This window comes from Geodermatophilus sp. SYSU D01036 (genome assembly GCF_054050435.1).
The window spans coordinates 96,121-117,602 of sequence record NZ_JBJGZJ010000009.1; the positions used below are offsets into that span (position 1 = coordinate 96,121).

18 protein-coding genes and 1 pseudogene are annotated in these 21,482 nt (G+C 77.5%); 10 read left to right on the plus strand and 9 right to left on the minus strand.

Annotation, left to right across the window (positions count from 1 at the left end; translation table 11 throughout):
* Positions 1 to 87: 87 nt before the first annotated feature.
* Genes ACI8AR_RS11640 through ACI8AR_RS11660 form a run of 5 tightly spaced genes read right to left on the minus strand, consistent with a single transcriptional unit; the run spans position 88 to position 5,627 of the window.
* On the minus strand, positions 88 to 819 hold the full coding sequence (locus tag ACI8AR_RS11640; RefSeq protein WP_457051176.1) for an HAD family hydrolase: 732 nt from the start codon (positions 817 to 819) through the stop codon (positions 88 to 90).
* Complete coding sequence (gene wecB, locus ACI8AR_RS11645; protein ID WP_457051177.1) at positions 816 to 1,967, minus strand: non-hydrolyzing UDP-N-acetylglucosamine 2-epimerase; 1,152 nt, start codon at positions 1,965 to 1,967, stop codon at positions 816 to 818. Before wecB ends, ACI8AR_RS11640 begins: the two co-directional genes overlap by 4 nt.
* Positions 1,964 to 3,025, minus strand: coding sequence for an ATP-grasp domain-containing protein (locus tag ACI8AR_RS11650; RefSeq protein WP_457051178.1), 1,062 nt, complete (start codon positions 3,023 to 3,025; stop codon positions 1,964 to 1,966). The genes wecB and ACI8AR_RS11650 overlap by 4 nt, the downstream gene beginning before the upstream one ends.
* Positions 3,022 to 4,200, minus strand: coding sequence for a hypothetical protein (locus tag ACI8AR_RS11655; RefSeq protein ID WP_457051179.1), 1,179 nt, complete (start codon positions 4,198 to 4,200; stop codon positions 3,022 to 3,024). Before ACI8AR_RS11655 ends, ACI8AR_RS11650 begins: the two co-directional genes overlap by 4 nt.
* Entirely contained in the window at positions 4,197 to 5,627 is a 1,431-nt protein-coding gene (locus ACI8AR_RS11660; RefSeq protein ID WP_457051180.1) for a glycosyltransferase, read from the minus strand. The genes ACI8AR_RS11655 and ACI8AR_RS11660 overlap by 4 nt, the downstream gene beginning before the upstream one ends.
* 219 nt (positions 5,628 to 5,846) lie before the next feature.
* Here ACI8AR_RS11660 and ACI8AR_RS11665 point away from each other — a divergent pair, with 219 nt between their 5' ends.
* The 3 genes and pseudogenes from ACI8AR_RS11665 to ACI8AR_RS11675 all read left to right on the plus strand — a co-directional run.
* Positions 5,847 to 6,098 (plus strand): DUF4244 domain-containing protein, encoded by a 252-nt coding sequence (locus tag ACI8AR_RS11665; RefSeq protein WP_457051181.1) that lies wholly within the window; start codon positions 5,847 to 5,849, stop codon positions 6,096 to 6,098.
* Positions 6,099 to 6,142: 44 nt separating this feature from the next.
* The gene (locus tag ACI8AR_RS11670; protein WP_457051182.1) at positions 6,143 to 6,475 is read left to right on the plus strand and encodes a TadE family type IV pilus minor pilin; all 333 of its coding nucleotides are present in this window, start codon (positions 6,143 to 6,145) and stop codon (positions 6,473 to 6,475) included.
* Positions 6,472 to 6,801, plus strand: a pseudogene (locus ACI8AR_RS11675) (Rv3654c family TadE-like protein); the annotation flags it as partial. The gene ACI8AR_RS11670 and the pseudogene ACI8AR_RS11675, both read left to right, overlap by 4 nt.
* 27 nt (positions 6,802 to 6,828) lie before the next feature.
* Here the strand turns inward: ACI8AR_RS11675 and ACI8AR_RS11680 are convergent.
* The gene (locus tag ACI8AR_RS11680) at positions 6,829 to 9,420 is read right to left on the minus strand and encodes a DEAD/DEAH box helicase (protein WP_457051183.1); all 2,592 of its coding nucleotides are present in this window, start codon (positions 9,418 to 9,420) and stop codon (positions 6,829 to 6,831) included.
* A 348-nt stretch (positions 9,421 to 9,768) separates the two neighbouring features.
* On the opposite strand from ACI8AR_RS11680, the gene ACI8AR_RS11685 reads away from it, so the two are divergent.
* From ACI8AR_RS11685 to ACI8AR_RS11705, 5 genes are all read left to right on the plus strand, one after another.
* Positions 9,769 to 12,024, plus strand: a complete 2,256-nt coding sequence (locus ACI8AR_RS11685; protein ID WP_457051184.1) for a sodium-translocating pyrophosphatase — start codon at positions 9,769 to 9,771, stop codon at positions 12,022 to 12,024.
* Between the two features lie 165 nt (positions 12,025 to 12,189).
* Complete coding sequence (locus tag ACI8AR_RS11690; protein WP_457051185.1) at positions 12,190 to 12,513, plus strand: hypothetical protein; 324 nt, start codon at positions 12,190 to 12,192, stop codon at positions 12,511 to 12,513.
* Positions 12,510 to 14,078, plus strand: a complete 1,569-nt coding sequence (locus ACI8AR_RS11695; protein WP_457051186.1) for an alpha/beta hydrolase — start codon at positions 12,510 to 12,512, stop codon at positions 14,076 to 14,078. Before ACI8AR_RS11690 ends, ACI8AR_RS11695 begins: the two co-directional genes overlap by 4 nt.
* Positions 14,079 to 14,277: 199 nt before the next feature.
* Positions 14,278 to 17,178: a type I DNA topoisomerase gene (gene topA / locus ACI8AR_RS11700; RefSeq protein ID WP_457051187.1), complete on the plus strand. Its 2,901-nt coding sequence runs from the start codon at positions 14,278 to 14,280 to the stop codon at positions 17,176 to 17,178.
* 2 nt (positions 17,179 to 17,180) lie between these two features.
* Positions 17,181 to 17,948 carry a class I SAM-dependent methyltransferase gene (locus ACI8AR_RS11705; RefSeq protein WP_457051188.1) on the plus strand — a complete coding sequence of 256 codons (768 nt, stop codon included), beginning with the start codon at positions 17,181 to 17,183 and terminating at the stop codon, positions 17,946 to 17,948.
* Here the strand turns inward: ACI8AR_RS11705 and ACI8AR_RS11710 are convergent.
* From ACI8AR_RS11710 to ACI8AR_RS11720, 3 genes are read right to left on the minus strand one after another with little or no spacing between them, the layout of a single operon-like run.
* The gene (locus ACI8AR_RS11710; protein ID WP_456930029.1) at positions 17,935 to 18,249 is read right to left on the minus strand and encodes a winged helix-turn-helix domain-containing protein; all 315 of its coding nucleotides are present in this window, start codon (positions 18,247 to 18,249) and stop codon (positions 17,935 to 17,937) included. The genes ACI8AR_RS11705 and ACI8AR_RS11710 overlap by 14 nt on opposite strands.
* Entirely contained in the window at positions 18,246 to 18,677 is a 432-nt protein-coding gene (locus ACI8AR_RS11715) for a hypothetical protein (RefSeq protein WP_457051189.1), read from the minus strand. The genes ACI8AR_RS11710 and ACI8AR_RS11715 overlap by 4 nt, the downstream gene beginning before the upstream one ends.
* Before the next feature lie 53 nt (positions 18,678 to 18,730).
* The gene (locus tag ACI8AR_RS11720) at positions 18,731 to 19,522 is read right to left on the minus strand and encodes a trans-aconitate 2-methyltransferase (RefSeq protein WP_457051190.1); all 792 of its coding nucleotides are present in this window, start codon (positions 19,520 to 19,522) and stop codon (positions 18,731 to 18,733) included.
* 124 nt (positions 19,523 to 19,646) lie between these two features.
* Between ACI8AR_RS11720 and tmk the strand changes: the two genes are divergently transcribed.
* On the plus strand, positions 19,647 to 20,270 hold the full coding sequence (tmk, locus tag ACI8AR_RS11725; RefSeq protein WP_457051229.1) for a dTMP kinase: 624 nt from the start codon (positions 19,647 to 19,649) through the stop codon (positions 20,268 to 20,270).
* Positions 20,267 to 21,439 carry a DNA polymerase III subunit delta' gene (locus ACI8AR_RS11730; RefSeq protein WP_457051191.1) on the plus strand — a complete coding sequence of 391 codons (1,173 nt, stop codon included), beginning with the start codon at positions 20,267 to 20,269 and terminating at the stop codon, positions 21,437 to 21,439. The genes tmk and ACI8AR_RS11730 overlap by 4 nt, the downstream gene beginning before the upstream one ends.
* Positions 21,440 to 21,482: the final 43 nt, after the last annotated feature.

A 21,482-nucleotide genomic window follows, 5' to 3' on the forward strand; every position in this document is an offset into this window, starting at 1 on the left:
CGCGGCGCCGCCGGGAGAGGACCACCGAGGTGCCGCCCACCGCGCCGGCGCCGCGGGCCGGATCCCCCGAGGAGGGACCGGCCGTCCTCATACCGCTACGGCCCGGGCGACCACCGCCAGGGCGAGCTCCGCGGCCTCGGGGAACGTGCCGGTCCCCGCCCACGGGGCGGGGACGTCCGGCGCCGCCGCGTACTCGCCCTGCCGGACGCGGATCGCCCGCGCGCCCACGGCCGCGGCGACGGCGACGTCCTTGCCGGGGCGGTCGCCGATCACCAGCACCCGGTCGGCGGGGACACCCAGGCGCGCGGCGAGCGCGAGCAGTCCCTGCGGGGCGGGCTTGCGCGCGGCCCGGCCGCCGAGGGTGTCGGTGACCAGCACCTCGGTCAGCAGCGGGCCGAGCCCGGTCGCGGCGAGCTTGGCCGCCTGGATGACCGGGCTGCCGTCGGTCAGGCAGCCGACGGGCACGGCCCGGGCCAGTGCCGCGAGGGCCTCCGGGGCACCGGGGTAGGGGTCCAGCCGCGCCGGCGCGCACGCGGTGAACGCGGCGACCAGCGGCGGCACGTGCCGGGCCAGGTCGCCGGCGGGCACCCCGGCGGCGAGCAGCGCGCGGTCGATCGTCCCGCCGGCGTCGGACCCGGCCGCCAGCTCCGCGACGAGCGCGGCGTGCACCGCGTCGCCGTCCAGCCCGGCCGCGCCGGCGGCGGCCCCGACGTCCGCCGCGGCCGCCGCCAGGTAGGCGGCCTGCGGGTAGAGGGTGTCGTCGAGGTCGACGACGACGGCCAGCGGCGACGGCCCGTCCCAGGCCGGCGCGGTGCTCACCACGGCAGCCGACCGTCGGTGAAGTCGGGCTCGTCCAGCGCCAGCAGCGCGTCGGTGGCCTCGTCGGCGAGGACGGCGGCCACCTGCGGCCCGGTCGTGCCGTCGCCGTAGGGGCAGGGCAGGCCGGCCGCGCGGGCCTGCCCCGCGGGGCCGGTGTGCGCGGCGGCCGCCGCCAGGACGGCGTCGGCGGCGGAGTCGTCGGCCAGGCCGGCCAGCGTGGTGGTGCCGGCCTCGACGCCCTCCCACCGCGGCGTCGAGCCGCGCAGCACGACCACCGGGACGCCGAGGAAGGCGGCCTCCTCCTGGATGCCGCCGGAGTCGGTCACCGCCAGCCGGGCCGAGGCCAGCGCGGCCAGCAGGGTGTCGTAGTCGACCGGGCCGGTGCGGGTGATCGCCGGGTGGTCGAGCTCGGCGTCCAGGCCGGCGGCCGCCAGGCGGGCCGCGGTCCGCGGGTGCACCGGGAAGTTCACCGGCCCGACCTGGTCGGCCAGCGCGCGGACGACCCCGACCAGCCGCTTGAGCCGCACCGGGTCGTCGACGTTGGTGGGCCGGTGCGCGGTCACCAGCACGCCGGACCGCTGCGCCACCGGGACCGGGCGGACGCCGCGGGCCACGAGCGTGTCCACGACCGGGTTGCCGACCACGAACACCCGCTTCGCGGGCACGCCCTCGGCGGCGAGGAACGCCGCGGCCCGCCGGGTCGGGGCCAGGTGCAGGGCGGCCACCGCCGCGGCCACCCGCCGGTTGACCTCCTCGACGCTGCGCGGGTTCAGGCTGCGCAGCCCGGCCTCGAGGTGCGCGAACGGCACGCCGGCGCCGCGGGCGGCCAGCGCGTAGGCGGGCACGGTGTTCGTGTCGCCCAGGGCCAGGACGACGTCGGGCCGGAACCGGGCCACCGCGCGGGCGGCGTCGGCGTGCAGCGCGCCGTACCGGGCGGCGGGGTCGTCGGTGGGCAGCGCGAACCGGCAGGTCGGCGCGAGGCCGAGGGTCTCCTGCAGCCGGGTGGAGAGCGCCGGGTCGGTGTGCTGGCCGGTGTCGACCACGTCGACCCGGTGCCCCGCGGCGGTCAGGGCCGCCACCACCGGGGCGAGTTTGACCACCTCCGGGCGGGTGCCGAAGGGCACGAGCACGTGCCGGCGGCGGCTCACGCGGACACCGCCTGTGTGGCGCACGGGTCGGTCACCGGGGTGCCGTCCTCGGCGGTGTAGGTCTCGGCGAAGTAGCGGCTCATCCGCACGCCCGGGGTGAACCACAGGTGCGGCAGCCGGGCCTGCGGGTCGCGGATGCCGGTGAGGTGGGCGCTGACGACGTCGGCCCCGGCGGCCAGCGTGAGCGGCAGCCCGCCCGAGAACCGCGGGTTGATCTCGACGACGGTGGCGCGGCCGTCGTCGGCGACGAAGCCCTGCACGTTCGCCGGGCCGGTCAGCCGCACCGCCTCCAGCGCGGCGGCGACCACGTCGGTCACGGCGGGGGAGTCGAAGGTGGTGCCCTTGACCGAGATGCCGGCCCGGGTGTCGTCGCGCCAGCGCGGCACCACGGTGAGCAGCCCGCCGTCGCGGCCGACGAGGGCGTCGGCGGTGAACTCGCGCCCCTCGAGCCGGGTCTGGGCGATGAGCGAGGCGTCCCCGGACAGCGCCTCGGCGACCGCGGAGCGGGCGTCGAGCAGGCGCACCCCGCGGCTGCCGCGCCCGGCGCGCGGCTTGACCACCCACGGGCCCGGGACCCGCACCAGCCCGGCGGGGGTGTCGGTGGTGGCGGGGTGGGGGACCCCGGCGTCGCGCAGCGTGCGGGCGAACGCGGCCTTGTCGCAGCACAGCTCCACGCTGTCCGCCGACGGCAGCCAGGTGGCCACCCCGGCCGCGGCCAGCTGCTCCGCACCGGCGATGAGGGCGGGCAGCTCCTCGGCGACCGTGCCGATCAGCGCGTCCACGCCGTGCGTCGTCGCGAGGGACACGAGGGCGTCGACGAAGCGCACGTGGTCCGCGCGCGGGACGACCGCGCCGACGGTGGCCAGGGCCGCGCCGGCGGCGGTCCCGTCGGCGTCCACGCCGACCACCCGGTGTCCGAGGGCGACCAGGCGGCGGACGACCGCGACGCCGGCCGGGCCGCCCGCCCCGGTGACGAGGACGGCGGGGCGCGCCGCGTCCGGGTCCGCGTGCCGACCGCGGGCCGGAGGCGTGGGCGCGGGGTGCAGGGTCGAGGTCACCGGGGCGTCTCCGAGTCGTTCGGGCGGGCGAAACTGGCGGGGCGCGGGGCGGCGGGACCGGGCGGCGGGGCCGCGGGCGGCGGTGCGGCCGGGGATGCGGCGGGCGGCACCGCGATCCGCGCGACCGGGACCGTCGGCTGCGGCGCGAGGACCGGCCGGGCCGCCACCCCGTCGTCGACGACCGGCCGGGCCAGCAGCCAGCCCCGCGCCCACAGCCGCAGCGAGGCCACCCGGCTGTCGGTGACCGGCTCCCACTGCCGCGCGGCGACGCACTCGGCGAGGCAGTCCAGGACGGCGAGGTCGGTCTCGTAGGTGGCCACGGCCACGAGCGAGGCGCTGTGCGCGCCGAGGCCGTCGGCGGCCAGCTCGCGGACGCGCTCGGCCCGGCGGTCCGGAGGGAGGTGGCCGAGCCGGTAGTCCACGCGCCCTGACTCCCGGCGGGCGGCCAGCCAGGCCGACAGCCGGCGCGGGTAGACGTGGCGGTGCAGCAGCCCGGTGACCGTGGTGCGCCGCTTCCGGGCGCGCCGCTCGTCACCACCCGGGTCGCGGTAGCCGAGGCCGGGACGCGCCCAGCTGTCGGGACGGCGGGCGGTGTGCCGGCCCGACACGTCCTGCTCGGCCCGCTCGAGGGTGGGCAGGGTGATCCACACCATGAGCAGGAAGCCGCCGAGGGTGGCCACGAGGATCCACACCGTGCCCACCCAGTCGTGGAAGAGGACCAGCGCGCCCTCGCCCCACAGCAGGCCCGCCCCCGCCGACAGCAGCAGCCGGCCGTGGTTGAGCAGCAGCAGCGCCGCGACGGCGACCAGCAGCCCCCCGACGGCGTGCAGCCTGCGGCTGCGCAGCACGACCGCGGTCAGCGCGGTCAGCCCCAGCACCGACAGCACCGACGAGCACGACGCCGTCACGACCGCGTCGATGATCCCGCCCTCACCGGGGAAGAGCAGCACGTGCTGCGGCAGCACCCCGGACACCTGGCCCGGCGCGATCCAGCCGAGCACCGTCGCCACCCCGGCCGCCTCGACCACCTGCAGCGGGCCGGACAGGTAGCGGAAGCCCAGCACGCAGATCGCGGCGGCGAGTGCGAGGTCGAGCAGCACCGGCACCAGCCGGCGGTTCGTCCCGCGCCACGCCCCGCGGCGGACGGGCGGGGCCGCGAGGCCGGCGGCGCTCACCGCTCCTCCCCGGCGGCAACGGCGAACGACCGCGGCCGGCCGGCGGGCTCGGCGGCGCTCTCCTCGACGGCGTGCGCCGGGAGGGCCGGCGCTGCCGGCAGCACGGTCGAGGTGGCGCCCGACCGGCTGGTCTTCACCCAGCTGTAGGGCCGCCCGAGCATCCCGTCGACGTAGGCGCGGGAGGTGATCCAGATCGACAGCGCGAACGCCGGGAGGAAGCCGAGCAGCCGCCAGGCCGACCGCCGCTCGACCCGGCCGACCAGCAGCCCGACGCACAGCTCGGCGAGCGGGCCGATGAACAGCAGCATCGACAGCGGCAGCAGCCCGACGACCGGCAGGTCACCGATCCCGAAGGCCCGCAGGACGGTGAGCAGCAGGCCCAGGCCGGACAGCATCGGCACGTGGTAGACGGCGAGGAACAGCGACGTCTCGACCTTCTCCAGCGGGGAGAGGTGCGGCGTGCGCATGAGCGGCCGCCAGTAGTCGCGCAGGCACTTCTGGTGGCCGCGGGCCCAGCGGTAGCGCTGCTTCCAGAACCGCTGGGCGCTGACCACCGCCTCCTCGAAGTCGATGGCCGAGACGTCGTAGCGCACCCGCTGCCCGGCCATGAGGATGCGCAGCGTCAGGTCGGTGTCCTCGGTGACGGTCTCCGGGTTCCAGCCGCCGAGCGCGCGCAGCGTGCTCATCCGCACCGCGCAGTTGGCGCCGCCGTAGGCGGGCAGCTCGAACAGCGCCTGGCGGCCGTACTCGTTGACCAGGTAGCCGGAGAGGTAGTCGACGAAGACGACGCCGGCCATGGACGAGTCCTTGCCGTTGCGGATCACGCAGCGGCCCATCACCGCGCCGACCACCGGGTCGCGGAAGTGCCGGACCAGGCGGCGCAGCGCCGTGGGCTCGGGCTCGTGGTCGGCGTCGAAGACCAGCACGACCTCGGCGTCGACGAGGTCGAGGGCCTCGTTGAGCGCGCCGGACTTGCCGCCGCCGGCGCCGGGCGGGCGGTGCAGCACGCGCAGCCGCGGCTCCCGCGCCGCCCAGGCGTCGAGCTTGGCGCCGGTCGCGTCGTCGGAGCCGTCGTCGACGACGACCAGGGTGAGCCGGTCGGCCGGGTAGTCCAGGGCGAGCAGCGCGGACACCATCCCGTCGACGACGAGCTCCTCGTTCTTGCAGCCCACGAGCACCGCGACCGGCGGGGTGTAGCTGTCGAGCCCGACGTCGGCGGCGAGCAGGTCGCGCTCGGCCCACCGGGCGGCGGCGACGGCGAAGGAGAGGTGCCGGCAGAAGTAGACGCCGAACACCACGTTGAGCGCGCCGGCGACGACGCCGAGCGTCCGGTCCAGCCCGAACGCGACCGCCGCGGCGGCGAGCGCCACGACGTAGCCGGCGAGCACGAGGGGGCGGCCCTCGGGGCGGTCGGTGCCGTGTGCCACGGGTCCTCCTCCCGGCCTGCGGTGACGCGTGCGCGCCACCTCCTCGCTGATTCGGCATGTGCGGGGACCACCTGAAGCGGAAGCACCGACACCCCGCCGTCCGCCGTCCACAGGCGGCCCGTCGTCCACAACCTGCGGGCGGACGCCGGCGGAGGCGCCCGGCGCGGCGAGGGTCGGGGCGCGCCCCGCGACCGGGGCCGCCCGACCCGAGGAGGAGCCGTGACCACCCACCACCCGCCCGCCGAGGACCCGGCCGGGCCGACCCCCGAGGAACCCGCGCGGCGAGGGCTCGCCGCCCGCTGGACGCGGGTCCGCGCGACCGCCGAGGCAGGCATGAGCACCGCCGAGTACGCCGTCGGCACGGTCGCGGCCTGCGCCTTCGCCGCGGTCCTCTACCGCGTGGTGACCGGCGGCTCGGTCGTCAGCGCGCTCGGCGACCTGGTCGAGTCCGCGCTCGGCGCCCTCTCCTGACCGTGCGCCGCCGCGCGGTGCCCCCGGGCCGGCGGGAGGCCGGGATGGTCACCGCCGAGACCGCCGTGGTGCTGCCCGTGCTGGTGCTCGTGCTCGCGGCCGTCGTCTCCGCCGTCGTGGTGGTCGGCGCGCACCTGCGCTGCGTGGACGCCGCGCGGGAGGGCGCCCGCGCCGCCGCCCGCGGGGAGGACTCGGTGCAGGTCCGCGCGCTGGCCGCCCGGGTGGCGCCGGACGGGGCGGTGACCGCGGTGGTCGTCGCGGGGGAGGAGGTCCGGGTCACCGTCGGCGCGTCGGTGGCGCCGCTGGGCGTCGGCCCGGCCGTCGATGTCGGGGCGAGCGCGGTCGCCCGGCTGGAGCCCGGGGTGGCCGGCGGGTGAGCGGGCGGGAGCGGGGCTCGGCGACGGTGTGGACGGTGGCCCTGGCCGGCGTCCTCGCGCTGGTCGGGCTGGCCGCGGTCCTCGTCGGCGCGGCGGTGGTCGCCCGCCACCGCGCCGGGTCCGCGGCCGACCTCGCCGCGCTCGCCGCCGCGGCGCGGGCGGTCACCGGGGACCCGGCCGCATGCGCGGCCGCCGCCGAGGTGGCGCGGGCCAACGGCGCGGACCTGGCCGCCTGCACGGTCGGGGACGGCGCGGTCGTCGACGTCCGGGTCGTGGTCACCGTGCCGCTCGGGCCGCTGGGCGCCCGCCGCGCCGAGGCGGTCGCGCGCGCCGGGCCGGCGCCGCCCGCGGGCTCAGAAGACCAGGCCGTCCTCGACGTGGCCGGCGCCGGCGTCCGCGGCGGGCTCCGCGGGCCCCTCGGCGTCGGGCTCCTGGGCGGGCCCGGGCCGGGGAGCGGTCCGCCCGGTGCCCGGCCGCCGCAGCAGGCCCCGAACCGGTCCGGTCGGCATCACGTGCGCGGTGCCCTCGGCCTCGGGTTCCTCGGCGTCGTCGGCGTCCGCGGTGTCCTCGGCCGCGGCCAGCTCGTCGAGCACGACGTCGAGCACGCGCACCGCGCCGGCCTTGTCCAGCGGGTCGTTGCCGTTGCCGCACTTGGGCGACTGCACGCAGGAGGGGCAGCCGCTCTCGCACTCGCAGCTGGCGACGGTGGCGCGGGTGGCCCGCAGCCAGCGCCGCAGCGCCGCGAAGCCGCGCTCGGCGAAGCCCGCGCCGCCGGGGTGCCCGTCGTAGACGAACACCGTCGCGGACCCGGTGTCCGGGTGCAGCGCGGTGGACAGCCCGCCCAGGTCCCAGCGGTCGCAGGTGGCCAGCAGCGGCAGGATGCCGATCGCCGCGTGCTCGGCCGCGTGCAGCGACCCGGGCAGCGCCAGGTCGTCGACCTCGGCGCGGGCGACCGCGTCGGCGTCGAGGGTCAGCCACACCGCCCGGGTGCGCAGCTGGCGCGGCGGCAGGTCCAGCGGGAACTCGGCGAGCACCTCGCCGGTGCCGGCCCGCCGGCGCTGGTAGGCCACGACCTGGTTGGTCACGTCCACGACGCCGGTGTGCGCGGTGACCGTGCCCAGCCGGCGGGTGCGCTCGACGTCCACGACGGAGAGGTCGGTGACGTCGCGGGCCACGGTGGTCCACTCCGGGCTCTCGGCGTGCACGACGGCGCAGGCGTCCTCGGGGTCGAACTCGTCGACGACGAAGGTCTCGCCGCGGTGCACGTACAGCGCGCCGGTGTGCACGGTGGAGTGCGCCGCCCCGCCGTCCACGGTGCCCAGCAGCCGGCCGGTGTCGCCCTCGATGATCGCCACCGGCTCGCCGCCGCTGCCCCGGATGTCGACCTCGGGGCGTCCCCGCCCGGCCCAGTACCAGCCGGCCGGGCGCCGCCGCAGGTCCCCGGCGGCGACGAGCTCCTCCAGCCGCGCCTCGGCCACCGGGCCGCCGAAGTCGGGCAGGTCCTCGGGGGTCAGCGGCAGCTCGGCCGCCGCCGAGCACAGCTGCGGCCCCAGCACGTAGGGGTTGGCCGGGTCGGTGACGGTGGCCTCGACCGGCCGGCCGAAGACCGCGCGGGGGTGGTGGGCCAGGTAGTGGTCCAGCGGGTCGTCGCGGGCGACGAACACGACCAGCGACTCGCGCTGCGCCCGCCCGGCGCGGCCGGCCTGCTGCCAGAGGGAGGCCAGCGTGCCGGGGTAGCCGGCGAGCACCACGGCGTCGAGCCCGGCGATGTCGATGCCGAGCTCGAGGGCGTTGGTGGTGGCCACGCCCAGCAGCTCGCCCGCGGACAGCGCCCGCTCCAGCTCCCGCCGCTCCTCGGGCAGGTAGCCGCCGCGGTAGGAGTCCACCCGCCGCACCAGGTCGCTGCGGCCCCGGTCGGCCAGCAGCCGGCGGGCCTGCTCGGCCACCGACTCGGCGCTGCGCCGGGACCGGACGAACGCCAGCGTCCGCGCGCCGCGCTCGACCAGATCGGCCAGCAGCCCGGCGGTGTCCGCGGCGGCCGACCGGCGCAACGGCGCCCCGTGCTCGCCGGTCTGCTCGGTGAGCGGGGGCTCCCACAGCGCGAAGGTCGCACCCGGGCGCGGGGACCCGTCGTCGGTCACGGCCACGACCGGCGCCCCGACCAGCCGGCTGGCCGCCGCGGCCGGCTCGGCCACGGTCGCCGAGGCCAGCACGAACACCGGGTCGGCGCCGTAGCGGCGGCAGATGCGGCGCAGCCGGCGCAGCACATGCCCGACGTGCGAGCCGAACACCCCGCGGTAGGCGTGGCACTCGTCGATGACGACGTAGGCCAGCCGGCGCAGCGTCGAGGACCAGCGCTGGTGGGCCGGCAGCACGCCGCGGTGCAGCATGTCCGGGTTGGTGACGATCCACCGCGAGTGCCGGCGCACCCAGTCGCGCTCCTCGGCGGGGGTGTCGCCGTCGTAGGCGGCCGGCCGCACCGACGGGTCGGCCAGCGCGGCGACCGAGGCCAGCTGGTCGCGGGCCAGCGCCTTGGTCGGCGCGAGGTAGAGGACGCAGGCGCGCGGGTCCTCGGCCAGGCGGGTCAGCGCGGGCAGCTGGTAGGCCAGCGACTTGCCCGACGCGGTGCCGGTGGCCACGACCACCGAGGTGCCGTCGTGGGCGAGCTGGGCGGCCTCCACCTGGTGCCGCCACGGCTCGCGGACGCCCTGCTGCTCCAGCCGCTCCCGCAGGCCCGGCTCGACCCACTCCGGCCAGGGCAGCGTCCGGCTCTCCCGCACCGCCAGCCGGTGCACGTGGGTGACCGGGGACTCCTCCTCCGGGGTGCCGGTCAGCAGGTCCCCGAGCAACTCGGCGCCCGGCGGCACGGCGTCCGGGGACCCGGCGCTCCCGGGGGCCGCGGACCCGTGCGCGGCGGCCGCACCGTGGACCGGCCTGCCCTCCACGGCGGGGTCCTCTCCGGCGGGGCCCTCTCCGGCGGTGCCCGGTGCCTCGCCCCCCGAGGACCCTCCGCGGCCGGGTGGGGGAGCAACCGACCGGACCGGGTGGAGCGTGGTCACCCCTCCACTGTCACACCCGGGGGCAAGCCGCCCCTCGTCCCGGGGGAGGGAGCGACCCTCCGCCCACCTGCGGTCACGCGCTGCCCCGAAACCGGTTCCGGGGAGGGGGCAGACCGCGGAGTGTGATTCCGCTTACACTCGCGCCTCGTCTCCGGGCGGTCCCGCCCGCCGACGTGCTCTCCGCCGACCGGGGACGCGAGCCGCCCGTCGGCAGCCGACCGCTGGGAGGTACCGATGCCGGACAATGATCTCTCCGGCGGGGACGTCGTCCTCGTGACGGCAGCCCTCGTCGTCTCGCTGGCTGCACTGGTGTTCGCGTGGTCCCTCGTGCGCGCGGTCCTGGCCGCCGAGCAGGGCACCACCCGCATGCGGGACATCGCCCGGGCCGTGCAGGAGGGCGCCGGGGCCTACCTGCGGCGGCAGTTCCGCACGCTCGGCGTCTTCGCCGTGATCGTCTTCCTGCTCCTGCTCGTCCTGCCGGTCCACGACGGCGGCTGGGGCACCCGCATCGGCCGCGCGGTGTTCTTCCTCGTCGGCGCCCTGTTCTCCGCGACGGTCGGCTTCATCGGCATGACGCTGGCCACGCGCGGCAACGTCCGGGTCGCGGCCGCCGCCCGCACCGGCGGCTACCGGCCGGCCTTCCGCATCGCGTACCGCACCGGCGGGGTCTGCGGGATGATCACCGTCGGCCTGGGCCTGTTCGGTGCCTCGCTGGCGCTGCTGCTGTTCGACGAGACCGCCCCCGTCGTCCTCGAGGGCTTCGGCTTCGGCGGCGCGCTGCTGGCCATGTTCATGCGCGTCGGCGGCGGCATCTTCACCAAGGCCGCCGACGTCGGCGCCGACCTCGTCGGCAAGGTCGAGGCCGGCATCCCCGAGGACGACCCGCGCAACGCCGCCACCATCGCCGACAACGTGGGCGACAACGTCGGCGACTGCGCCGGCATGGCCGCCGACCTCTTCGAGTCCTACGCGGTGACCCTCGTGGCCGCGCTGATCCTCGGGCAGGTCTTCTTCGGTGCGGTCGGCATGGTCTTCCCGCTCGTCGTCGCCGCGATCGGCGTGCTCGCCTCCGTCGTCGGCATCCTCGCCAGCAACCCGGGCAAGGGCGACACCAGCGGCCTGGCGCCGATCAACCGCGGCTTCTTCACCTCCGCGGTCGTCTCCCTCGTCCTCGTCGCCGCCGCGGCCTTCACCGTGCTGCCGAGCGTCGCCGACGTCCCCGACTCGGTGGTCAACCCCCAGGTGCTCGGCTTCGTGTCCGTCCTGATCGGCATCGTGCTCGCCGCCGCCATCCAGCAGCTCACCGGCTACTTCACCGAGACCAGCCGCAAGCCCGTCCGCGACGTCGGCCGCAGCTCGCTCACCGGCCCCGCGACCGTGGTGCTCTCCGGCATCTCGCTGGGCCTGGAGTCGGCCGTCTACGCCGCCCTGCTCATCGGCGCCGCCGTCTACGGCGCCTTCCTCATCGGCGGCGGCGCGGCGCTGTACGCCGTCGCCCTGGCCGGGTGCGGGCTGCTCACCACCGCCGGCGTGATCGTCTCGATGGACACCTTCGGCCCGGTCAGCGACAACGCGCAGGGCATCGCCGAGATGTCCGGCGACATCGACGAGGACGGCGCCCGCGTGCTCACCGACCTCGACGCCGTCGGCAACACCACCAAGGCCATCACCAAGGGCATCGCGATCGCGACCGCCGTGCTGGCCGCCACGGCGCTGTTCGGCTCCTACAACGAGCAGGTCCGCGTGGCGCTCGACGGCGTCGACATCGGGCAGGCGTTCAGCCTGGTCGAGCCGGACAACGTCGTCGGCGCGGTCATCGGCGCGGCGGTGGTCTTCCTCTTCTCCGGGCTGGCGATCAACGCGGTGTCCCGCGCCGCCGGGCGGGTGGTGTTCGAGGTCCGCGAGCAGTTCCGCACCCGCCCCGGGATCATGGACTTCTCCGAGCGGCCGGACTACTCCGCCGTCGTCGACATCTGCACGAAGGACTCGCTGCGCGAGCTGGCCACCCCCGGGCTGCTGGCCGTGCTGGCGCCGGTGGCGGTCGGGTTCGGCCTCGGCTTCGGCCCGCTGGCCGCCTACCTGGTCGGCGCGATCGCCGCGGGCACGCTCATGGCGGTCTTCCTCGCCAACTCCGGCGGGGCGTGGGACAACGCCAAGAAGATGGTCGAGGACGGCGCGTACGGCGGGAAGGGCAGCGAGGCGCACGCGGCCACCGTCATCGGCGACACCGTGGGCGACCCGTTCAAGGACACCGCGGGCCCGGCGATCAACCCGCTGATCAAGGTGATGAACCTGGTGGCGCTGCTCATCGCGCCGGCGGTCGTCAGCCTGCACGTGGGGGAGGGCGCCAACACCACGGTGCGGCTGCTCATCGCCGGCGCCGCGGCGCTGGTGGTCATCGGCGCCGTCGTGGTCTCCAAGCGCCGCTCGGTCGTCGTCGGCGGCACCGCCGGGGAGCCGGCCGGCACGCTGACCACGTCCGCTTCCTGAGACCACCCCGCGAGCCTCCGCCCGGCCCGGCCGGGCGGGGGCCCGCGGCGGCGGTCTGTGGACGGGCAGCCGGCTGTGGACGACGCGGCCGGTCCCGCCGCAGGGCCGTCCTAGCGTCCGCGGCGCCGGACCCACCCGGGTCCGGCGCCGACGCCGGGAGGGCCGTTGTCCGCACCCATCGCCATCCAGCTCGATGCCGTCCAGGCGCTCGGCGAGGAGCTCGCCGCCCTGGCCGCCGAGCTGTCCTCCGACGCCGACCTGTGCGCCTCGACCGCGGTCTCGCTGGCCACGGCGGCGCCCGGTGAGGTGTCCGACCGGGCCGGGACGACCGGGCGGCTGTGGGCCGTGCTCGTCGCCGACCTCGTGGCCGGGGCCGACGCCGCGGCCACCGCCCTGCTCGACGCGGTGCGGTCCTACCGGCTGGCCGACGCCGCGGTCTCGGACCGGCTGCTGGCGGCGCGGGCGGCGCTGCCCGTGGGCGACCGGTGAGCGCCCCGGGCCTCACGGCCGTCGCCGCGTGGGACGTCGCCCTCCTCCACGGCGCCGTCTGGACGCTCGAGGCGGTGACCGAGCGGCTGCCGCGGTGGCGCGCCCGGACGGAGGCCGTCGCCCGCGCCCTGGAGGCCGCCGAGTGCTGGTCCGGCGACGCGGGACGGGCCGCGGCGGGAGCGCTGGGGCAGGTGTCCGCGGTGGTCACGGCGGTGACCACAGCCCTGGGCGCGTCGCTGGACCGGCTGCAGGACACCGCCCGGGAGGCGCGCACCGCCCAGGACCTGGCCGGGCAGGCGCTGGCCGAGGCCGCCGCCCGCGGCCTGACCCTCGACGAGGCCGGCGGGGTCGTCCTCCCGGCACCGGCCGCACCGCCGGCCGGTGCGACGCCGGAGGCGCTGGCCGGCCACTACGACGCGATCGCCGAGCAGGCCGCCGCGGCCGAGCGGGTCGCCGGGCGGGCGGCCGACGCCCTTCGCGCGGCCGCCCGCGCCGCCGCCTGCGCGGTCGACTCGGCCGCGCCGCTGGGCGGGATCGGGGCGGCCGGGGGAGTCGTGCCCCCGGGCTACGCCGGCCTCGCGGCGGCCGTCGCCACGGACGGGGTCTGGGTGCCCTCCTGCCTGCCGGTGCGCGGGACGTCGCCGGAGTCGGTGGCGACCTGGTGGGCGGGGCTGTCCACCCCGGCGCGCGAGCTGGTGACCTCGGTCGACCCCCGGCTCGTCGGGAACCTGGACGGCGTGCCGGCGTGGGCGCGGGACCGGGCAAACCGGCTAGAGCTCGAGCGGGCGCTGGCCGACCCGTCCGAGGACACCGGGGAGACCGCGCGGGCGGTGGCCGCCGAACTGGCGCGCGCGGAGGCGGCCGGCCGCCCGGTGCAGCTGTGGAGCCTCGACCTCGACGACCACCTGGTGGCCGTGGTCCACGGCGACCTCGACACCGCCGACGCCGTCGGGGTGTACGTGCCCGGCGTCGGCAACGACGTCGACGACGTCGGCGGCCTGGGGGCCGACGCGCGGGCGGTCGCCGACGCGACCCGCGCCGCCGCCCCCACGGCCGCGGTGGCCACGGTCGCCTGGCTGGGCTACCGCCCGCCGGGCAGCGTCGTGTTCCCGACGGCGTGGGGCGAGGGGCGGGCGGCGACCGGCGGGGCGGCCCTGGCCGGCGACCTGGCCGGGCTGGCGGCGGCGCGGGCCGCCGACCCCGTCCGGGGCGGCGAGCCACCCCGGGTCACCGTCGTCGCGCACAGCTACGGGACGGTCGTGGTCGACCGCGCCGCGGAGGAGCCGGGACGGCTCGCGGCCGACGCGCTGGTCCTCCTCGGCAGTCCCGGGATGGACGGCCCGGCGTCGGACCTGGAGGTGGCGGAGGTCCACGAGGCCTCGCCGTCGATGGACCTCGTCACCTGGCCGCTGGACGTCCACGGCACGAACACCGGCGACGACGACTTCGGGGCGACGCCGCTGCCGGCCGACTGGGACACCTGGCACACCTGGTACCTGGACCCCGGCCGGCCGACCCTCGCGGGGATCGGGGAGGTGGTCGCCGGGTCCCCGGAGGGCGACTGAGCAGCCGGGACCCGCCCAGGGGAGGCCGGGAACAGCGGCGGCGCTGCACCGTTGGAGGCGGTGACGGCGCGCCCGCGCGCAGTCGCCGACCGGTCACGTCCCGGCGCCGTGGCCTACCGTGGCCCGCCGAGGGGCGCACCGCGTGACGACGAGACCGCACACCGCGCTGCCGCGACCAGCACCACCCGACAGGAGCACCGTGCCCACGAAGACCGCGAAGAACGGCCAGACCGCCGCCACGACCGCCGGCGGCACGAGCACGCCCGCCCGCCGCCGGGCCGCTGCTGCGGGGGGTGGCCGCCCGCTGGTCATCGTGGAGTCGCCGACCAAGGCCGGGAAGATCGCCGGCTACCTCGGCAACGGCTACGTCGTCGAGGCCAGCGTCGGGCACATCCGCGACCTGCCGCGCAACGCCGCCGACGTCCCGGCCGAGCACAAGGGCGCCCCGTGGGCCCGCCTCGGCGTCGACGTCGACAACGCCTTTGAGCCGCTCTACGTCATCAGCCCCGACCGCAAGCAGCAGGTCAGCCGGCTGAAGCAGCTGGTCAAGGACGCCAGCGAGGTCTACCTCGCGACGGACGAGGACCGCGAGGGCGAGGCCATCGCCTGGCACCTGGTCGACACCCTCAAGCCGCGGGTCCCGGTCCGCCGGATGGTCTTCCACGAGATCACCCCCGAGGCGATCGCCCGCGCCGTGGCCAACCCCCGCGAGCTGGACACCGCGCTGGTCGACGCGCAGGAGACCCGCCGCATCCTCGACCGGCTCTACGGCTACGAGGTCAGCCCGGTGCTGTGGAAGAAGGTCCTGCCCCGGCTGTCGGCCGGCCGCGTGCAGTCGGTGGCCACCCGCATCGTCGTCGAGCGGGAGCGCGAGCGGATGGCGTTCACCGCCGCCGACTACTGGTCCCTCGACGGCGTCTTCGCCGTCCCCGGGCGGGCCGGCGCCGACGCGGGCGAGCCGACGACGCTGCGCGCCCGCCTGGTCAGCGTCGACGACAGCCGCGTGGCCACCGGCCGCGACTTCGACCCCGCCACCGGGCAGGTGACCGGCGACGTCGTCCACCTCGACGAGGCCGGCGCCCGGGGCCTGGCCGCCCGGCTCGAGGGCCGGCAGGTCACGGTCAGCCGGGTCGACGAGAAGCCCTACCGGCGCCGTCCCTACGCGCCGTTCACCACCTCCACGCTGCAGATGGAGGCCGGCCGCAAGCTCGGCTGGTCCTCGGCGCAGGTCATGCGGGTGGCCCAGCGGTTGTACGAGAACGGCCACATCACCTACATGCGGACCGACTCGACCAACCTCTCCAACGAGGCGATCAACGCCGCCCGCACCCAGGCCCGCGAGCTCTACGGCGACGCCTACGTCCCCGCCGAGGCCCGCCGCTACAGCAAGAAGGCCAAGGGCGCGCAGGAGGCGCACGAGGCGATCCGCCCCGCCGGCGACTCCTTCCGCACCCCCGGCCAGCTCGCCGGGCAGCTCGCCCGCGACGAGTTCCGCCTCTACGAGCTGATCTGGCAGCGCACCGTCGCCTCGCAGATGGCCGACGCCGTGGGGCAGACGGTGAGCATCCGGCTGGCCGGCCGCAGCACCACCGACGAGCGGGTCGAGTTCACCGCCAGCGGCCGCACCATCACCTTCCCCGGCTTCCTGCGCGCCTACGTCGAGTCCCGCGACGAGGGCGCCGGCAACGGCGACGACGAGCACGGCAGCGACGACGCCGAGCGGCGGCTGCCCCGGGTCGAGCGCGGTCAGCAGCTCGACACGCGGTCGCTGGAGCCCAAGGGCCACACCACGACCCCGCCGTCGCGCTACACCGAGCCCAGCCTGGTCGCCCGGCTCGAGGAGCTGGGCATCGGCCGCCCCTCGACCTACGCGTCGATCATGCAGACCATCCAGGACCGCGGGTACGTGTGGAAGAAGGGCGCCGCGCTGGTGCCCTCCTTCACCGCCTTCGCGGTGGTCAACCTGCTCGAGCAGCACTTCGCCGCGCTGGTCGACTACGACTTCACCGCGTCGCTGGAGAACGAGCTCGACGAGATCGCCGCCGGCGAGCTCGGCCGGGTCGACTGGCTGACCGAGTTCTACTTCGGCGGCGAGGGCCGGCACGCCGGCGGCATCGCGGCCTCCGGTGGGCTCAAGCAGGTCATCGGCCAGCAACTGGAGGAGATCGACGCCCGCGGCGTCAACTCCATCCCGCTGCGCGCGACCGGTCCGGCCGGCGAGCCGGTCGTGGTCCGCGTCGGCCGCTACGGCCCCTACCTGCAGGCCGGCGGCGAGGAGGGCCCGCGGGTCAGCCTCCCCGAGGACCTGCCGCCCGACGAGCTGACCAGCGAGAAGGTCGCCGAGCTGCTCGCCGCGCCCTCCAGCGACCGGCAGCTGGGCACCGACCCCGAGTCCGGCCACCCGGTGGTCGTCAAGGCCGGCCGCTACGGCCCCTACGTCACCACCGTGGTCCCCGACGGCAGCAAGGACAGCCCGCGGACGGCGAGCCTGTTCGCGTCCATGTCCCCGGAGACGGTGACCCTCGAGCAGGCGCTGCAGCTGCTCACCCTGCCGCGCACCGTGGGCACCGCCCCCGACGGCGAGGAGATCCAGGCGCTCAACGGCCGGTACGGGCCCTACCTCAAGAAGGGCAGCGACTCGCGGTCGCTGGAGAACGAGCAGCGGCTGTTCACCGTCACCCTCGACGAGGCGCTGGCCGTGTTCGCCCAGCCCAAGCAGCGGGGGCGGCGGGCCGCGGCCGCGCCGCTCAAGGAGCTGGGTCCCGACCCGGTCACCCAGGGCCAGATCACCGTCCGCGAGGGCCGGTTCGGTCCCTACGTCACCGACGGCGAGACCAACGCCAGCCTGCGCAAGGGCGACGACGTCGAGACCATCTCCCTCGACCGCGCCGCCGAGCTGCTCGCCGACCGCCGCAGCCGGCCTGCCGCCACCAAGAAGAAGGCCGCCAAGAAGGCGACCAAGACGACGGCGGCCAAGAAGACGACGGCCAAGAAGACGACGGCCACCAAGGCCACGGCGAAGAAGGCCGCCAAGACGACGGCGGCCGAGAAGACGACCGCGAAGAAGGCGGCCGCGTCCGACGCCGTCCCCGCGAGCTGAGCGTGACGGCGACCGGCTCCCTCGACCCCGCCGACTGGCAGCAGCGGCGGACGTCGTTCGGGTCGGTCGCCGCCGACTACGCCGCGCTGCGCCCGGGCTACCCGGCCGACGCGGTGGCGTTCCTGCTCGGCGACCGGCCGCGGCGGGTGCTCGACCTGGGCGCGGGCACCGGCCTGCTCACCGACGCCCTGGTCGCCGCCGGGCACGAGGTGCTCGCCGTGGACCCGTCGGCGGAGATGCTCGCCCAGCTGCGGGTCCGGCACCCCGGGGTCCCGGCGCAGGTCGGCGGCGCGGAGGCGATCCCGCTGCCCGACGCCTCCGTGGACGCCGTCGTCGCGGGCCAGGCCGCGCACTGGTTCGACCCGGCGCCGGCCGCGGGTGAGCTGCGCCGGGTGCTGCGGCCCGGCGGCGTCGTCGGGTTCGTGTGGAACACCCGCGACGAGACCGTCCCCTGGGTCGCCGCGCTCGGCGCCGCGCTGGCCGGCGAGGCCCGCGGTCACGAGGCCGACCAGGGCGTCGTGGCCGCCTTCGCCGCGGCGCTGCCCGCCGACGTCGCCACCGCGCGGTCGCGGGTCGTCCAGCGGGTGACGCCCGAGCAGGTCGTCGGCGGCATCGGCACCCGCAGCTACGTGGCCACGATGGCCTCAGACGCCCGCGCCGCCTTCCTCGGCGGCCTCCGCGACCTGCTGGCCACCCACCCGGACACGGCCGGGCGCGACGTCCTCGAACTGCCCTACCGCACCGACGCCCACCGGCTCACCCCGCGCTGAGCGCCCGGCCCTCGGCGATCGCGCGCAGCGCCGCGACGTGCGCGTCGAAGGCCGCGCGGCCGCGCGCGGACAGCCGCAGCCAGGTCCGCGGCCGCTTGCCGACGTAGCCCTTGCGCACCTCGACGTAGCCGGCCCGCTCCAGCACGGCCACCGTCTTCGACAGCACCGAGTCGCTGACCTGCACGCCGTCGCGGACGAAGCCGAACTCCGCCTCCTCCGCGGCGGCCAGCGTGGCCACCACCGAGAACCGCACCGGCGCGTGGATCACCTCGTCGAGGGCGTGCCGCGGGTGCCCGGTCACCGCGGCCGCTCCCGCCAGGCGCCGACCAGGCACGGCGCCGCGGCGGCGACCGCCAGCGGCGCCCACCACGCCCAGTCGGCGGCCAGTCCCGGCACGGTGAGGCCCACCGCGAGCCCGAGGCCGAGCACCGCGCCCCAGACGCCCATCGCCAGGCCGAACCGGGTGGAGAAGCCGGCGCGCACCGAACCCCGGCCGGCCAGCAGCGCCGCCGCCGCGCCCAGCACGGCCAGCGCGTAGACCACCGCCGCCGCGGCGATCCCGCGCTCGGAGTCGGCCACCGGCAGGGCGAGGAAGAACCCGGCGCTCGCGCAGCCGAGGGTGAGCAGGAACGCCGACGCCGCGGGGCTGGCCTCCCGCCGCACCCGGGCGGCGGCCGCGTCGGCCTCGGCCAGCAGGGCGGTGGCGGACTCGGGCGTGGGAGCGGGCACGGCGGCCTCCTCGGTCGGGGTGCGCGACAGAGTGGCAACTACTTTCCATCTGATCAAGTGGTTGCCGGCCGGGACCCGACCGCGAACACCCGGCGGAAGGGCAGCACCGTCGTCCCGTCCGGCCGTACCGGGTAGGCCGCCCGCAGCGCCGCGGCGTACCCGGCGGTGAACGCGGCGGCGCCGGCGTCGTCGAGCAGGGCCAGCACCGGCCGCAGCACCGTGCCGCGCACCCAGCTGAGCACCGGGTCGGCGCCGCGCAGCACGTGCACGTAGGTGGTCTCCCAGACGTCGGCGGACAGGCCCACCGCCGTGAGGACGTCGAGGTAGCCCGCCGGGTCCAGCACCGGGTCCGGCGGCGGAGCGGCCGCGGCCAGGCGGGGCGCCCACCGCGGCGCGGTGCACAGGTCGGCGAGCAGCCGGTGGGTCGGCGCGCGGTGGTTGCCGGGCACCTGCAGTGCCAGCCACCCGCCCGGCGCCAGATCGCCGGCCCACCGCGCGAGCAGGTCCGCGTGCCCGGGCACCCAGTGCAGGACGGCGTTGGTGACCACGACGTCGACCGGGCCGTCCGGCCGCCAGTCGCGGACGTCGCCCGGCACGAACCGCACCCGCCCGGGGACGGCGTGCGCGGCCGCGGCGGCGAGCATCTCCGGCGAGGAGTCGACGCCGGTCACCCGCGCGCCGGGCCAGCGCCGCGCGAGCGAGGCGGTCAGCTCCCCGGTGCCGCAGCCCAGGTCGACGACCTCGCGCGGCCCGGGCGCGTCCACCCGGGCCACGAGGTCGGCGAACGGCCGCGCCCGCTCCCCGGCGTGGCGGAGGTAGACGGCGGGGTCCCAGGCGGCGGTCACCCACCCGACCGTAGGACCCCGGGAGCGTCGTCCCCGGCCGGTACCGTGGACCGGCCGACGCCCACCCGCCACGACTCCCCGGGAGCCCCCGATCGACGCCTCTGGTCGCCTGCCCGGCCGCGGCCTGTTCGTCGCCTTCGAGGGTGGGGAGGGCGCCGGGAAGTCCACCCAGGTCCGGCGGCTGTTCGACTGGCTGGGACTGGTCGAGGTGCCGGCCCGGGTGACCCACGAGCCCGGCGGCACGCCGCCCGGCGCCCGGATCCGCGCGCTGCTGCTCGACCCGGCCAGCGCCGGGCTGTCCCCGCGGGCCGAGGCGCTGCTCTACGCCGCCGACCGCGCGCACCACGTCGACACGGTGGTCCGCCCGGCGCTCGACGCCGGCGAGGTGGTGGTCACGGACCGTTACGTGGACAGCTCGCTGGCCTACCAGGGCGCCGGCCGGGCGCTCGCCCTCGACGAGGTCCGGCGGCTGTCGGCGTGGGCCACCGGCGGGCTGGTGCCCGACCTCACGGTGCTGCTGGACCTGCCCCCCGAGGCGGGCCTGGCCCGCGCCCGCGGCCGCGCCGCCGCCGACCGGCTGGAGTCGGAGTCGGTGGAGTTCCACGAGCGGGTCCGCGCCACCTTCCTCGCCCTCGCCGCCGCCGAGCCCGGGCGCTACCTGGTGCTCGACGCGCAGCGCCCCGCCGACGAGCTCGCCACGGCCGTCCGCGAGCGGGTCGCCGCCCTCATGCCGGGGAGGGTGGCGTGAGCACGGCCGACGGCGTCTGGGCGGAGGTCATCGGCCAGCCGGCGGTGGTCGCCGAGCTCGAGGCCGCCGTGGCTCAGCCCACGGCGATGACCCACGCCTGGCTGTTCACCGGGCCGCCCGGCTCGGGCCGCTCGGTGGCCGCGCGCGCCTTCGCCGCGGCGCTGCAGTGCCCCGACGGCGGCGACGGCACCTGCCACGCCTGCCGGACGGTGCTCGCCGGCACCCACGCCGACGTGCAGACCGTCGCCCCCGAGGGCCTGTCGATCGGGGTCGTCGAGGCCCGCGAGCTGGTCCGGCTGGCCGGGCGGGCGCCGTCGCAGGGCCGCTGGCAGGTCGTCGTCGTCGAGGACGCCGACCGCATGACCGAGCAGGCCTCCAACGCCGTGCTCAAGATGATCGAGGAGCCGCCCCCGCGGACGGTCTTCCTGCTCTGCGCGCCGAGCCTGCACCCCGAGGACGTGCCGGTCACGATCCGCTCGCGCTGCCGCGTGGTGAGCCTGCGGACGCCGCCGGTCGACGCCGTCGCCGACGTGCTGGTACGCCGCGACGGGATCGACCCGGCGCTGGCGGCCTGGGCGGCGGCCGCGGCCGGCGGGCACGTCGGGCGCGCCCGGCACCTGGCCCGCGACGAGGACGCGCGGCTCGCCCGCAAGGCCGTGCTCGACATCCCGCTGTCGCTGGTCTCCCTGGCCGCCTGCCTCACCGCCGCCGACGACCTGGTCAGCGCCGCCAAGGAGGAGTCCGACCGGACCACCGCCGCCCTCGACGACGCGGAGACCGAGGCGGTCAAGGCCAGCCTCGGCGTCGGCGCGCGGGGACCGGGGGTGGCCGCCGCCCGGGGCGGTGCCGGGGTGCTCAAGGACCTCGAGAAGCGGCAGAAGAGCCGCGCCACCCGGCTCGGCCGCGACTCGCTGGACCGCGCGCTGGTCGACCTCGCCGCGCTCTACCGCGACGCGCTGGTGCTCGCCGCCGCGGGGGAGCACTCGCCGGTGCTGTCGCACCCCGACCGACGGTCCGACGCCGAGGAGCTCGCCCGGCGGATCGGCGCCGAGGGTGCGCTGCGCCGGATCGACGCCGTCCTGGCCTGCCGCGCCGCGCTGGAGCAGAACGTGAAGCCGCAGGTCGCCGTCGAGGCGCTCACCGTGGCGCTGCGCCTGCCCGCCACCTGACCGCCGGGCCTGCGCGGGCGCGGCCGACCGGTGTCGTACTCTG

Coding starts and splice junctions, on each gene's coding strand:
- ACI8AR_RS11670 (WP_457051182.1), top strand. CDS start 6,143: ATGGTCACCGCCGAGACCGCCGTGGTGCTGCCCGTGCTGGTGCTCGTG.
- ACI8AR_RS11685 (WP_457051184.1), top strand. CDS start 9,769: ATGCCGGACAATGATCTCTCCGGCGGGGACGTCGTCCTCGTGACGGCA.